Annotated in this window: 14 protein-coding genes; 4 read left to right on the forward strand and 10 right to left on the reverse strand. The window is 63.8% G+C overall.

Annotated features, from left to right (window positions below):
- Nucleotides 1-2 precede the first annotated feature (2 nt).
- The 7 genes from QQ977_RS08730 to ahaH all read right to left on the reverse strand — a co-directional run bounded on the left by QQ977_RS08730 (nt 3) and on the right by ahaH (nt 6,785).
- Nucleotides 3-1,766 carry an ATP synthase subunit A gene (locus QQ977_RS08730; RefSeq protein ID WP_285925313.1) on the reverse strand — a complete coding sequence of 588 codons (1,764 nt, stop codon included), beginning with the start codon at nt 1,764-1,766 and terminating at the stop codon, nt 3-5.
- Between the two features lie 4 nt (nt 1,767-1,770).
- Nucleotides 1,771-2,100, reverse strand: coding sequence for a V-type ATP synthase subunit F (locus QQ977_RS08735; protein ID WP_285925314.1), 330 nt, complete (start codon nt 2,098-2,100; stop codon nt 1,771-1,773).
- A complete protein-coding gene (locus QQ977_RS08740; protein ID WP_285925315.1) occupies nt 2,097-3,149 on the reverse strand; it encodes a V-type ATP synthase subunit C in 1,053 nt (350 codons plus the stop codon). Before QQ977_RS08740 ends, QQ977_RS08735 begins: the two co-directional genes overlap by 4 nt.
- On the reverse strand, nt 3,146-3,727 hold the full coding sequence (locus QQ977_RS08745) for a V-type ATP synthase subunit E (protein WP_285925316.1): 582 nt from the start codon (nt 3,725-3,727) through the stop codon (nt 3,146-3,148). Before QQ977_RS08745 ends, QQ977_RS08740 begins: the two co-directional genes overlap by 4 nt.
- An 18-nt stretch (nt 3,728-3,745) precedes the next feature.
- Nucleotides 3,746-4,021: a hypothetical protein gene (locus QQ977_RS08750; RefSeq protein ID WP_285925317.1), complete on the reverse strand. Its 276-nt coding sequence runs from the start codon at nt 4,019-4,021 to the stop codon at nt 3,746-3,748.
- Between the two features lie 222 nt (nt 4,022-4,243).
- Nucleotides 4,244-6,466 carry a V-type ATP synthase subunit I gene (locus QQ977_RS08755; protein WP_285925319.1) on the reverse strand — a complete coding sequence of 741 codons (2,223 nt, stop codon included), beginning with the start codon at nt 6,464-6,466 and terminating at the stop codon, nt 4,244-4,246.
- Entirely contained in the window at nt 6,453-6,785 is a 333-nt protein-coding gene (gene ahaH, locus QQ977_RS08760) for an ATP synthase archaeal subunit H (protein ID WP_285925320.1), read from the reverse strand. Before ahaH ends, QQ977_RS08755 begins: the two co-directional genes overlap by 14 nt.
- Nucleotides 6,786-6,909: 124 nt before the next feature.
- On the opposite strand from ahaH, the gene QQ977_RS08765 reads away from it, so the two are divergent.
- On the forward strand, nt 6,910-7,542 hold the full coding sequence (locus tag QQ977_RS08765) for a methyltransferase domain-containing protein (protein ID WP_285925322.1): 633 nt from the start codon (nt 6,910-6,912) through the stop codon (nt 7,540-7,542).
- 13 nt (nt 7,543-7,555) lie between these two features.
- Here QQ977_RS08765 and QQ977_RS08770 read toward each other — a convergent pair whose 3' ends face one another.
- Nucleotides 7,556-8,044, reverse strand: coding sequence for a type IV pilin N-terminal domain-containing protein (locus tag QQ977_RS08770; RefSeq protein WP_285925323.1), 489 nt, complete (start codon nt 8,042-8,044; stop codon nt 7,556-7,558).
- A gap of 57 nt (nt 8,045-8,101) precedes the next feature.
- Nucleotides 8,102-9,295, reverse strand: coding sequence for a DUF7096 domain-containing protein (locus tag QQ977_RS08775; RefSeq protein ID WP_285925324.1), 1,194 nt, complete (start codon nt 9,293-9,295; stop codon nt 8,102-8,104).
- Nucleotides 9,296-9,432: 137 nt separating this feature from the next.
- Between QQ977_RS08775 and QQ977_RS08780 the strand changes: the two genes are divergently transcribed.
- Nucleotides 9,433-10,479, forward strand: coding sequence for a phytoene/squalene synthase family protein (locus QQ977_RS08780; protein WP_285925325.1), 1,047 nt, complete (start codon nt 9,433-9,435; stop codon nt 10,477-10,479).
- A gap of 130 nt (nt 10,480-10,609) precedes the next feature.
- Here QQ977_RS08780 and QQ977_RS08785 read toward each other — a convergent pair whose 3' ends face one another.
- Nucleotides 10,610-11,464, reverse strand: a complete 855-nt coding sequence (locus QQ977_RS08785) for a 3-hydroxyacyl-CoA dehydrogenase family protein (RefSeq protein WP_285925326.1) — start codon at nt 11,462-11,464, stop codon at nt 10,610-10,612.
- A gap of 169 nt (nt 11,465-11,633) precedes the next feature.
- Between QQ977_RS08785 and QQ977_RS08790 the strand changes: the two genes are divergently transcribed.
- Nucleotides 11,634-12,194, forward strand: a complete 561-nt coding sequence (locus QQ977_RS08790) for a DUF7409 domain-containing protein (protein ID WP_285925327.1) — start codon at nt 11,634-11,636, stop codon at nt 12,192-12,194.
- Nucleotides 12,195-12,307: 113 nt separating this feature from the next.
- Nucleotides 12,308-13,102, forward strand: a complete 795-nt coding sequence (locus QQ977_RS08795; protein ID WP_285925328.1) for a class I fructose-bisphosphate aldolase — start codon at nt 12,308-12,310, stop codon at nt 13,100-13,102.

Genomic DNA, 13,102 nt, shown 5'->3' on the forward strand with positions numbered 1-13,102 from the left:
GTTCAGTACAGCTCCCTGATCTGATCTTCGAGATCGGACTCGAGGTCGTCGATGAACTCGTTCCACTCCGCTGCGGTGCCCATCCGGTTGAGCCGCGGGGCGGCGTCGACGTCCTGGATCTCCTCGACCGGGACGCCGGCGTCGAGTGCGTCGAACGCCTCGTCGTTGAACGTCTTGATCGCCCGCAGCATCCGGTAGGTCTTCATCGGCTCACAGTAGGTGTCGACGTCGTGGAACGCGTTCTGCTGGAGCCACGCCTCACGCAGGTAACGGGCGACCTCCAGCGTGAGCTGTTGGTCCTCCGGCAGGGCGTCCTTGCCGACGAGCTGGACGATCTCTTGGAGTTCGTCTTCCTCGTCGAGCACGTCGACTGCCCACTGGCGAACTTCCGGGAAGTCCTCGGTGACGTTCTCACGGAACCACGGATCCAGCTGCTGGCGATACAGCGAGTACGACTCGTTCCAGTTGATCGACGGGAAGTGTCGTCGCTCCGCGAGGTCGGCGTCGAGCGCCCAGAACGTCTTGACGATACGCAGGGTGTTCTGGGTGACCGGCTCGGAGAAGTCACCGCCTGGCGGGCTGACTGCACCGATGACCGACACCGACCCCTGGGTGCCGTTTATGTTCTGGAACAGGCCGGCTCGCTCGTAGAACTCAGAGAGCGCCGCAGCGAGATAGGCCGGATAGCCCTCCTCGCCGGGCATCTCCTCGAGTCGGCTCGAGATCTCTCGCATGGCCTCTGCCCACCGCGAGGTGGAGTCGGCCATCAGCGCGACGTCGTAGCCCATGTCCCGGAAGTACTCCGCGATCGTGATTCCCGTGTAGATACAGGACTCGCGGGCTGCGACGGGCATGTTCGAGGTGTTCGCGATGAGACACGTCCGGGACATGAGCGGCTTGCCGGTCTTCGGGTCCTCGAGTTCGGGGAAGTCCTCGATGACCTCGGTCATCTCGTTGCCACGCTCGCCACAGCCGACGTAGACGACGATGTCCGCGTCGGCCCACTTCGCGAGCTGGTGTTGGGTGACCGTCTTGCCCGAGCCGAACGGACCGGGAATCGCCGCAGTACCGCCTTTGGCGATCGGAAACAGGCCGTCGAGAATTCGCTGGCCACTGACCAGCGGAATCGTCGGCGTCTCTTTCTCCTCGGCCGGGCGGGCCTGGCGAACCGGCCACTCCTGGTGCATGGTGATTTCCTCGCCCGAGTCGAGCGTCACGACCGGCTCATCGACCGTGAACGAACCCGACTCGACGGCGGTGACCTCGCCGCCCTCGTGCTCCGGCGGCACCATCACTCGATGGGTGATGCTCTCGGTTTCGGGGACTTCGCCGACCACGTCGCCGGGCTCGACATCGTCACCCTCCGAGACCGTCGGCTCGAACTCCCAGGTCTTCTCGAAGTCGATCCCGGGAGCGTCGACCCCGCGGTCGAGAAACGCCGACCCCATCTTCTCTTCTAGCTCGTCGAGCGGACGCTGGACGCCGTCGTAGATGGCGTCGAGCATCCCCGGCCCGAGGTCGACCGACAGCGGCTCGCCCGTGTTCTCGACGGGTTCGCCGGGACCGACGCCGGAGGTCTCTTCGTACACCTGAATCGTGGTCAGGTTCCCTTCGATCTCGATGACCTCGCCCATCAGTCCTTCGTCGCCGACGTAGACGACGTCGTTCATCCGGGCGTCGAGGTCCGTGGCGGTCACGACTGGACCGCTCACGCTTTCGATAACACCGTCCTCCTGGACGGTTTCGGTGTCTTCTGCCTGACTCATAGTTTTATTCGTTGTCTTCCTCCATCAGGTCGATACCGATCGCGCGTTTGATCTGCTCGCGCAAGCCGCCGCCACCGGTGCCGCTTCCGATGGTGACGACGACCGGTTCGACGCTCGTCTCGACGTCTTGTCGAACGTTCCTCGAGAGGTGTTCCAGGTCGTCGTCGTGCATGACGACGATCCCGACGCCGTCGTCGTCGAGTACGTCCGTCACCGCGTCGTCTAACTCTTGTGCTTTCTCGTCGTCCGGGACGTTCTCGAACCGTCTAACGCCGGCGAGTCGGAATCCGGTCGTGAACTCCGGACTGCCGACGACTGCGATCTCCTGGCTCATAGGATCACCAGTTCGTCCTCGATTTCGCTCTCGGTGAGGCCGACCTCGCGACCGCGTGCGATCGCACGGATGTTTTCGACCTCCCGCTCTTTCGCGAGGATGTACGACAGCACCGCGGAGACGGAGACCGGATAGATGCTCGAGAGCCGATCGGCGTACTCGAGCAACGCGGCGTCGAGTGCGTGCTCGAACTGGATGAGGCTCTCGGCTTCTCGTAGCCTGGTCAGCGCCGACGACAGCCGGTCGCCGTATCGCTGGTTGTCTGCGATGTGGCTGACGAGTTCGTCGTAGTCGTTGACCAGCCGCGACAGCTCCGCCTCCGTAAAGAGGACGCCGCCTTCGATGTAAAACTCTGCGGGGTCGAGGTCTGCGCCGCTGCGGGCGAGTCGCAAGGCGTTGCGGGCGTTCCGGAAGTCGATCTCGGCCTCGAGGAACTCGACGTACAGCGCCTCTGGTCCCTCCTCGGACCGACCGAGGTCTTCGAGGAGGTTCTCGTAGAACTCGCGGTCCAAGGCGTTCTCGAGCGGGATCAACATCTCCGTCTGCTCGTACTCCTCGTAGGCCTCCTCGAGGGGGTCGTGGAAGATCGTCCCGTCGAGCACCTCGATGGCGTCGTCGATCGAGTCGACCTCGACGAGCCGGTCGAGGACGTTGTCCTCGAGTTCGCCGGCACGGATGAGGTCGGTCTTGATCTCTTCCGGCGGCGTCTCCGTATAGATGCCACGGATGATCGTCTTGACGTTCCAGACGTCGAACTTCCGGAGGTACCGTGCGATGAGGTCGTAGAGACGTCCCTCCGACCACTCGAGCAGATCGTGGAAGTGTTTCGCGAGGTTGCGATTCAGCGCGTACTCGACCAGGTCGACTCCCGAAAAGCGGGTGCCGAGTGCGTTGATCTCGCGTTCGTACTCGGTCTCTTCCATGAACCGCGCGATCCCGCTTGGCCCCATCCGGATGAGTTTCCGATAGTCCTCGTCTGCGAACAGCGCTGCTCTGCGGGCCCTGACGCGGGCGTTTACGAACTCCGGATTCGAGGCTCTCGTGCTCATTGCTCGAAGAGTTGGTTACTGATTTCCCGGAGGTTCTCCTCCCAGACGTCCTCTAAGACCGAATCGAACGTGTTGTTCACGCGGACCCGGGACTGCTCGCTCTCGACGACGACGCCGCCGAGACAGTCGTACTCGCCGGCGTACTCGTAGCTGCCGTAGTCGGCGAGAATCGACTCGAGCAACTCCTGGTCGTCACCGTGACCGTAGACCGACACGTCGTCGCCCTCGTCGAACTCGACACGTGCAGCGTCGAGCAGGGCTCGAGTGAGCTCCTCTCTGGTCTCGCCTTCGAGGTCGGCGAGTTCGCGTTCGACCTCCTCGCGTACCTCACCGAGGACGTTACGACGAGCCTCCAGGCGCTTTTGTTTTGCCTCCAGTTTCGCACTGGAGCGTCGCTGTTCACGTAGCTGGTCGATTTCGCGTTCGACCTCCTGTTCTGCCGTTTCGAGGATCTCTTCTGCGTCGTCTTCGGCGGCCGATACGATCTCGTCTGCGCGTTCTTCGCCCTCCGTACGGATGCTCTCCGCACGCGCGTTGGCCTCGTCTCGAATGTCCTCAACGACTGTGTCCAAACTCATTGGTAAAGGAGTGGTCGTTTAGACCAGGAAAATGACGACGATCGCGAAAATGACGAGCGTTTCCGGAAGCACCGTCATGACGATACCGGGAACGAACATCTCGTCGTCTTCGGCGATCGCGCCGACGGCTGCGGCACCGATACCGCGCTCTGCGTATCCGGCGGCGAGTGCGGCGAGACCGACGCCGACGGCTGCGGCGGCGTCGGCGAAGTGGTCTGCAGCTTCGACGTCGAATTCGTTGGTTTCTGCGGCCTCCAGTGCGACGTTTGCGAGTTCGACTTCGGGTCCAATCATGGGTAATTAAGTTCCGTTGGGTTCGACTGCTCCGAACAAGTCGTATCTGTCCGTGCACCCCTCATAAAACTCTCGAAAGAATTCGACATAGCTAAGCCGGATCAACTGATTCTGCGACCGCGTGTCACTACCTTCCAGTATCTCTACGTACCACATTAAATATGTGTCCGAACGAGCACTTCTCGAATACGTCAAGACAGTGAGAGCGTTCCGACCGTCCGATCAGTCGGCCTGCGTTCGAGCAGTGCCGTCGTGACCGAACGGATCGTACTCCTCGCCGCTGCCCTCGTAGAACTTCTGGAAGAACTCCACGTACTCCAGACGCAGCATCTGGATGCCTGCCGCGGTGATCCCGAGCAGGAGCACCAGGATGTGCCCGAGCACGAACACGGCGATCGCGAGCGGGATCGTAACGATCAACGGATCGATGTGGACGAGTCCGGCGAAGCCGGGCTCGAGCATCTCGTACTCGTAGCCGGAGATCTCCTCGATGCCCAGCCCGGGGTAGTTGAAGTAGGTGTACCCCTCAGGCGTGTCGTACGCACCGAAGACCAGCAGGTTCACCGCGAAGGCCATCCCACCCTTCGCGAGCAAGACGGCGACCATCCGCAGGTACGAGAGAACGTGTCCGAACGCCCAGGCGGGCGTCTCGAACACGCCGGCGATCCCCTCTCCGATGGCGATCAGGACGACGCCGACGAGTAACATCGCGAGGCCGGCGAGTCCGGCGACCTCGGGCAGGGCAGTGAAACCGACGAATTCGTTGAGGATGCTCTCCTCTCCGACGAGGAACGCGGGTTTTCCGCCGAGAGCGTGGGCGCTGAAGATCCAGATGAACAGGCCGTTCATCGCGAGGATCCACGATGCTCGCTCGTAAATCGCCGCCTTCACGCCATGACCGAGCTCATTGATAAAGCCAAGCACCAGGCCGATGTTGAGGTGGACGATCCCGAACAGGATGCTCAGGATAACCCACAGCAGCGCCCACTGCTCGAGCTGGAGCCCCTTGCTCAACGCGCCGGCAAGCGGGAGGAACTCGAGGCCGACGTCGCCCATGTGGATGCCGAAGATGTCGTCGTAGAGGTAGCCGAAGATGACGGTGAACACGCCGGCCCAGATGCCGATCGTTCCCAGGGCCTTCCCGGCGTCGGAGTCGAAGATCTTCCAACAGCCCCAGCCCATCAGCATATAGAGGAGCCCGTAGCCGATGTCCCCGATCATGAACCCGAACGCGAACGGGTAGGTGAGGAAGACAAAGAGCGTGGGATCGAGTTCACTGTATTTGGGCTGGCCGACCATCTTGACGAGCAACTCGAAGGGCTTTGCCGGCGTGATGTTGTTGAGCACGACCGGCGGTTCCTCGTCCATCGTTACGGTCCCGTTCTGGGACCGGCCGCCGTCGGTGGCGGCTTTGGACGACTCCGTGCGCTCTGTCGTCGCTTTCGTGTCGCCCTCCTCGCCTTCGCCATCGCCCGACCCCGTGTGGGCCTGGGCACCGTGTGCGTGGTCCTCGTAGTCGGCGACCTCGAGCTGTTCGATCTCGACGCTGTCGCCGACAGCGTCACGCAGTGCCGAAGCGAACTCGTCGTACCGCTCCGCGGGGATCCATCCTTCGGCGATGAACGCACGTTTGGTCGTCGCGAACTGCAACGGTGCGTCGGCACGTTGGGCCTCGATCGACAGCTCCGCTTCGAGCCCGAGCAGAAAGCCGCCCTCGGCGCGTTTGAGCTGCCCGAGTTCGGCGTCTACCTCCTCGCGTTCGGTCTCGAGTTCGCGTCTTCTGTCCTCGAGCTGGCCGACGTACTGCTGTGGACTCTGTTCGGTCTCCGGAACCGCATACCGGTCGAACTCGATGCCCACGAGCGCGTCGTCGATGACGCCCTCGGCGTCGTCTTCGTCCTCGGCCGGTGCGGCCACGATGGCCACGACGTCGCCGCCGGTGAACGTCTCGTAGGCACGGATCGACTCCTCGGCTGTGAGTGCGTCTTCGACGGCCGAGTGCGGTCCTTCGCCGACGAGGACCTCGACGCTGTCATATCCCGACAGCAGGTCGAGGTCGATCCCGAGTTCGGCAAACGGCGCGACGCGGTCGATCTCCTCGTCGACCTCCCGGAGTTCGGCTCGCAGCTCGTCTCGCTGGTCGTCGAGCCCGTTGATCCGGGTCCGGACGTTCTCGAGTCGGCTCTCCCAGTCCTCATCAGGCGTCTCGGGAGTGACGTCGTCTGCCTCGAGGCCGAGGGTGCTCTCGAGTGCCCGGACGGTCACGAGCTTCTCGGAGACGTCGTCGGCTCCCTCGATGGGGTTGCCGTTGTCGAACCCGTCCCAGGAGCCGTCGTAATCCGAGAGATGCACCAGGTTCAACTCGTGGACCGTCTCGATGACCTCGGGCATGACGCCCTTGGAGCCGGCCACCGAGACCTTGCTCATCCGCTTAGGTCTGAGCATGGACGTCCTCCTGGAACAGGGACACGACGTGTTCTGTCACCTCGTCGATTCGCGTTTCGGCGCGTTCTTCGAGTTTCCTGCGTTCGTCTTCGCCCTCCGCGAGGAGCTGTTGACACTCCTCGTCGATCTCCTCGCGGGCCTTCTCGAGTCGCTGTTCTTTCAGTTCACGCGCTTCCTGCTCGGCTTCAGAGCGGATCTGTTCGGCGCGCTCCCGGGCCTGGGCTATTCGCTCGTCGCGATCGGCCTCTGCCTGTGCGACGATGTCGTCGGCCTCCTCCTCCGCCGACTGGAGTCGTTCGAGAACCTCTGGCCTCGGCATAGTCTAAGCGTGTGAACGTTTGCGACAACGCGTATAAGGTAGTTGCGGAACCGTTCGATACCGCCACGGCGGCTGCCCGAGGAGAACGGCAGACATATTGGTCCCGCTTCGAAACGCACGACCGATGGGAATCCTCGAGAACAAGGCCCGTGCCCGGCTGTTCTACAAGTACCTCTCGACGGTGTACGACCGGATCAACCCGTTCGTCTGGACCGAGGAGATGCGAACCGAGGCGCTCTCTCTCCTCGAGTTTCCCGATGACGCGACGGTACTCGACGTCGGCTGTGGCACCGGCTTCGCCACCGAGGGACTGCTCGAACACGTCGACGAGGTCTACGCGCTCGACCAGAGCGAACACCAACTCGAGCAGGCCTACGCGAAGTTCGGCAAGCGGGGCTCGGTCAACTTCCACCGTGGCGACGCCGAACGACTGCCGTTTGCGACCGACACGTTCGATGTCGTCTGGTCGTCGGGTTCGATCGAGTACTGGCCGAACCCGATCCTCGCGCTCAGGGAGTTTCGCCGCGTACTGAAACCCGGCGGCCAGGCACTCGTCGTCGGACCGAACACGCCCGACAACCCGGTCACGAAGCGACTCGCCGACGCGATCATGCTCTTTTACGACGAGTACGAGGCCGACCGGATGTTCAAGACTGCCGGGTTCGAAGACGTCAGGCACCTGTTTCAGGGGCCGTCGTACAACCCCGACGTCGCGATTACGACGGTTGCTCGCGCACCGGAGACCGGACGGTCGTAGTCGGTACCGGATATCACGTCGCCGTCGCCTCGAGCGTCGCCACTGTCTGTCCGTCGACGGCGAGTCGGACGGTGACCTCGTCGCCGGCCTCGATCGTCGGTTCGTTCGTCGAGGCGACCACGAACGTCGCTCGTTCGCCGGTCGTCCACTGCGACTCCGTCGCCGCGTTGAACGGCCCACTCGGCGCGTTTTCAAAGCCCGTCGCTCCGACGAACGGAACCGGCGGTTGATGAGCGAGCGGTTCGCCGTCGACCTCGACCGTGACGGTGAGTTCTTCGACGTCGACGGGATCGCCGGCGACGTGCTCGATCGTTACCGTCCCGTCCGTCTCGACTGCGAGGGAAAACGCCGCGTTTGGGCCGGGCGACGGGAGCGACCACGCGCCGACGCTCGCAGCGACGACCCCTGCGATAACGACGGTGATCGCGACGAGCAACACGACGCCGACGGCGGGGCTTACGCTTCGGTTTCGGTCGGTGATCCCGATGTCACTCGGCGACACGGGGACGCTGGCTCTCCGCTCTTACTTGAACCTGCGGTCGCTTCCGTACTCCGTGGATCAGGAATCCGGCAGCGTCGCCGTCACGTTCCCCTCTGCCGTCGCCGCCGTCAGCTCGAACTCGCTCGCTGGCGGTACCACCCACAACGTGCCGTCGTCCGTCTCGTCGACTTCGTAGTCGTCGACGACGATCGTCGCGTCGACCGGTTCGTCCGTCTCGCGGTCGGTGACGGTCACCTCGAGCGGGCCGTTAGCTGGCGTCTCGTTGACCGACAGCTCGAGCGAGTCGTTCGTCCACGTTCGATCGGCGGGCGTCGTGGGAAGCTCCTCGACGGCCAGTTCCTGAACTTCGCGGTGGACGTCGCCGGTCCCGCCGTCGAGATACACCGTGAGGTCGCCCTGGACGGTCGGGAGGCTGGTCCGGTAGAGATTCGCTGCCGGGAATCCGACGGTCCCTCTCGAGCCGTCGGCGAGGTTGTCGGCCGCCCACGGGTACTGCTGGAGGACGTACTCCTCTGCCGCTCCGGGCGTCTCGAACTGATCGGGCTCGGTAGCGTCGCGGTTGTCGAACCGCGTCGTCTCGCGGACGTACGTCCCGCCGTCGATCGCGCCGATCGTGTAGCCGTCCTCGGACGTATCGACGACGACGTCGACCGACGTCGGCCCGCCAAGGTTGTGACTCGCCGCGTCGAGTCGCGTCCGGGTGGCGCTCTCGTGGCGTTCGAGTCGTGCCTGATCGGAGTCGACCGAGATGGAGTAGCCGGGCACTCGGTCGGCACGGTCATCGAGCCGGTTCAGAGCGTCCTCGAGCGCGGCGGCCTCGTTCGTGTTGCGAACGAACGTCCGGATCAACTCCGCGTCCGAGAGCTCGCCCTCGGCGTGGCGGCGTATCGCCTCCCGTTCGCGATCCTCGAGGTCGTCGATCCGGTCGCGGATCCGTTCGTGTCCGGCGTCGACTGCCTCCTGTTGCTCTTCGAACGTACGATCCACGAACTCGTCCTCGGCGACGAAGAGGTCGTAGTCGACCCGGAGTTCGTCGTCCTGGGTCGCAAGCGCCGTCCCGAGGTCGGGACCGGTGCCGGCGTAACCGCTTTCGGCGTCCTCGTGGAGGGCGAGCCTGTTCGTCGTTTCCTCGGCCGTGGTGGGATCCGGCGACATCGCGTGACTGGCAAGCGGCGCGGCCGAGACGACGGTGATGGCTGGCAACGACAGGGCTAAAAGCAACGCGAGGAGGGCTGAAGCCGCGTTGGTCATCGACCCGACAATCACACTCGAGGTACAAAAAGGAGTCGACACGTTCTATTGCGGTACGTTCGTCGCCACCGGGTGGTCGGCGACGGTGCTGGTACCGGGGCGTTTTTCCGGGTTGCTCTCTAAACGGTTGGTAGTAAATGACGACGGGACAGACCGGGCGTGCAACCGACGCCGACATGGAGTGGTGTTACGAGGCGGTTCACGGCGTCTCGCGGACGTTCTCGATCACTGTCGACCGACTCGAGGAGCCGATGGCGAGACACATCTGTCTCGGGTATCTCCTCTGTCGAGTTGCCGACACGATCGAGGACGCCGGTCACGTCCCGCCCGAGACACAGACCGAACTCCTCTCGACGTACGATCGGCTGCTCGACCCCGAGGACTCACTCGCGGTCGAGACGTTCATGGACGACGTCGAGCCATGGATTCCCGAAGAGCGCACCGACGACTGGGACGTCGTCGCGAACACGCCCCGCGTGCTGGCGACCTTCGAGTCGCTCGAGGCAGAGCCCCGCGAGATCATGCGCGACCCCGTCCGAGAACTCGTCGACGGGATGGCGATGTTCACCGACCGCTACGCCGACGAGGGCGGGCTTCGCTTACAGACCGTCGAGGAACTCGAGGAGTACTGCTGGTACGCCGCCGGCACCGTCGGCACGCTCATCACGGGACTGGTCGCTCGCGGTACCTCGCCCGATCGGGCCAGAGAGCTGCGCGAGAACGCCCGCTCGTTCGCGCTCCTGTTACAGCTCGTCAACATCGCCAAAGACGTCGAGCCCGATTATCGCGAGGAGAACAACGTCTACCTCCCCGCGGAGTGGCTCGCCGAGGAGAACGTCGACGTCGACTGCGTCGTCGAAGCGGACAATCACGGCGGCGTGACAGACGTCGTCCGGCGCGTGACCGGTCGTGCCGAACGGTACCTCGACGACGCCCAGCGCTATCTCGAGGTGTTGCCCGAACACCGCGGCAACACCCTCTCGGCGTGGGCGATTCCCTACTTGCTCGCCGTCGGTACGCTCCGCGAACTTCGCGAGCGGCCGGAGGACGTCGTCCGCGAGGGTAACGTCAAAGTTTCGCGCGCGGAAGTGTATGCCCTGCTCCAGCAGTTCGAGGATGGCGTCACACACGCGAGCATCGGTGATCTCCGCGAGGAGATGGCAGAGAAACCGCTGCATCGCTGATACGATACGGTCTGCTGTACCGAGGTATCGGAGAACAGCGAGCCGCCCTGCGGTTGCTCCGTACGAAGTATCGCGATCCGACGTCGGCCTCGAGTCGACGCTCGCCCGTCGTATCTGGTTCCGGCCGAACTCAGTCGTACTCGTAGAAGCCTTTCCCCGTCTTCTTGCCGAGTTCGCCGGCCTCGACCTTGCGTTTGAGGAGGTACGCCGGTTTGTAGCGATCGCCCAGCTCCTCGTGGAGGGTCTCGGAGGCGTGCAGACAGATATCCAGCCCGATCTGGTCGGCAAGCGTCAGCGGCCCCATCGGGACGTTCGTCCCCAGTTCCATCCCCGCGTCGATGTCCTCTTTCGTGGCGACACCTTCGTCGTAGGCGCGGATTCCCTCGTTGATCCAGGGCATCAGGATGCGGTTGGTGACGAAGCCGGGCTTGTCGTCGGACTCCCAGGTCGTCTTCCCCAGGTCCTCGGCGAGGTCGTGGGCTAACTCGACGGCCGCGTCGGCGCTTTTCTCGCCGACGACGATTTCGACCCCTTCCATTATCGGAACGGGGTTCATGAAGTGCAGACCGACGACCCGCCCGGGCGTCTCCGTGGCGGATGCGATCGACGTGACCGAGAGCGTGCTCGTGTTCGTTCCAAGCAGGACGTCCTCGTCGACGATCTCCTCGAGGTCGGCGAAGATGTCCTGTTTGACGTCCATCTCCTCGAGTGCCGCCTCGACGACGACGTCACAGCCCGCGAGGTCGGCAAGCGACGTCGTCCCCTCGATACGTTCGACGATCGCCTCGGGCGATTCGTCGAGGTGGCCTTTCGAGTCGAACCGCTCGAGGCTCCCCTCGATCGAGTCGAACCCGTTTTCGACGAACGCTTCTTCGATGTCACGCATCACGACGTCGTAGCCGTTCGTGGCAGCGACCTGGGCGATGCCGTTGCCCATCGTTCCTGCGCCGACGACGCCGATCCGGTCGATGGTATCACGCACCATATCGGGCCGATTCGCCGGAGGGTTACGTAAGTCTGCCGATGCAACTGGACCGGTGCAATATTTGACACGATCGCTGTGGATGGCCGCGCCGTTACGGGGTCGACTCGGTAACACGAGAAGATAACTTTCAAGGCGTGACGGTCCGAGTTACGGACGATCGGTGAATCGCGTGACAGAACACGTCGTCGACGACACGGAACCGACCGTCCGAACGCTCGACGCCGACGAGCGAGCGAGCCTCGAGGACGCAGGTATCGAGCCCGACGCCGTCCTCGAGAAGGAGTGTTCCTACCGGACCCTGCTCGATGCTGGCGTCGAGGAGGGGGTCGCAACGGCGCTCCGGCGGCGGCTCTCGCTGCCGTGGTCGTTCGAGTCCGACGGCGACCTCGACCGGCGTTCGAGCGAGATTCGCGGCCTCGGCGAGGAGGAACGGGCCTGGATCGCCGCAAGCGCCGACGAGGAGTGGCAGGCGTTCGAGGCGGCGCGCTCGCGAGCCGAGGACGAACCGACGCCGTCGGACGAGGAGGAACGGCCGTACCCACGACCGACGCCGGTGACCGCCGTCACGGCCGTCGGTCCCGACGATGCGTCTCGTCTCGCCGAGGCAGGCGTCGTCTCCGCCGAACGGCTCGCGACGATCGACGCCACCGCAGTGGCACGGGCACTCGAGTTGGACATCCTTCACGTCCGGACCTGGCGACACAACGCGCGAGAACTCGTCGCCGACTGACGATCGAGATCGCCCCGCTCGTCCGCCGACTCGGCTGTTAACTACGATCTGAAGTAAATTCATTGCACGACGACCATCAGAGATTTATACGGCCCTGTCGGAGCATTTAGCAGATGATTCCGATCGACGACTCCCCGATCGTCCGTGACGGTAAGGTACTCATTCTGGCGATGGACCACGGTCTCGAGCACGGACCGGTAGATTTCGACGAGGTACCGGAGAAACTCGATCCGTCGACGGTGTTCGAGACGGCGACTCACGACGCCGTCACCGCGATGGCCGTCCAGAAAGGCGTCGCCGAGGGCTACTACCCCAGCTACGAGGACGACGTCAACCTGCTGGCGAAGATAAACGGGACGTCTAACCTCTGGATGGGCGAGCCCGACTCGGCGGTCAACTGGTCGGTCGACTACGCTGCCGAGCTCGGTGCCGACGCCGTCGGCTTTACGCTCTACGGCGGCTCGAACCACGAGGTCGAGATGGCAGAAGAGTTTCGCGACGTCCAGGAAGCCGCCCGCGAGCACGACCTGCCGGTCGTCATGTGGTCGTATCCGCGCGGCCAGGGGCTGAAAAACGACACCAAACCCTCGACGATCTCGTATGCGACCCGCATCGGCCTCGAGCTCGGTGCCGACGTCGCGAAGGTCAAATATCCCGGCAATAAGGAGGCGATGGCCCACGCCGTCGACTGCGCCGGCGACATGAAAGTCGTCATGAGCGGCGGCTCGAAGACCTCCGATTACGAGTTCCTCTCGACGGTCGAGGCCGTTATCGACGCCGGGGCAAGCGGCCTCGCGGTCGGCCGCAACGTCTGGCAGCGCGAGGACCCCACGCGGATCCTCGACGCCTTGGAGAAGGTCATCTACGAGGGCGAAACCGCAGACGCCGCCCTCGAGGCGACCGAGTAG

It is taken from the genome of Natrialbaceae archaeon AArc-T1-2 (genome assembly GCF_030273315.1).
Classification (GTDB): Archaea; Halobacteriota; Halobacteria; order Halobacteriales; family Natrialbaceae; genus Tc-Br11-E2g1.